The following is a 491-nucleotide window of genomic DNA, read 5'->3' as shown; positions in this document are numbered from 1 at the left end:
CGAACCTGGTGTGCGGCGTCGGCTTCGTCGATCTGTCCGGCTTCACCGCGCTGACCCAGATGCTCACGACCGCGGAGCTGGCGACCCTGCTCAACGGCTTTTCGGCCACGGTCTCCGACGTCGTGCTTGCCGACGGCGGGCGCGTGGTCAAATTCATCGGCGACGCCGTCATGTGGGTGAGTCCCAGCGCCGAACAGTTGGCGCGGGCGGCGCTCGACCTGGTCGACCACCCGCTGGCGCGTGACGTCGGCCTGCAGGTCCGGGCCGGTCTGGGTTACGGCGACATCCTGGCGATCAACGGTGATTACTTCGGCAACGCGGTGAACCTGGCGGCCCGGCTGGTCGGCGCCGCGGCACCGGGTCAAATCCTCGCCGCAGCCGACGTCCACGACCAATTGCCGCACTGGCCGACGATCTTCTTGGGTCCGTTGACGCTCAAGGGCTTCGACGAACCAGTGACGGCCTACGACCTGCATGCCGGCAGGCAGTGA

The 491-nt window shown here is 67.8% G+C and carries 1 protein-coding gene; it reads left to right on the top strand.

Going from position 1 to position 491, the window contains the following annotated elements; translation table 11 throughout:
* The coding region (locus F6Q13_RS18200; protein WP_293059521.1) for an adenylate/guanylate cyclase domain-containing protein at nt 1-491 on the top strand (491 nt) is incomplete at its 5' end.

The organism is Mycobacterium sp., from assembly GCF_008709575.1.
GTDB lineage: Bacteria > Actinomycetota > Actinomycetes > Mycobacteriales > Mycobacteriaceae > Mycobacterium.
Note: the sequence above shows the minus strand (reverse complement) of the source record. Positions and strands in the feature narration are given on the sequence as shown.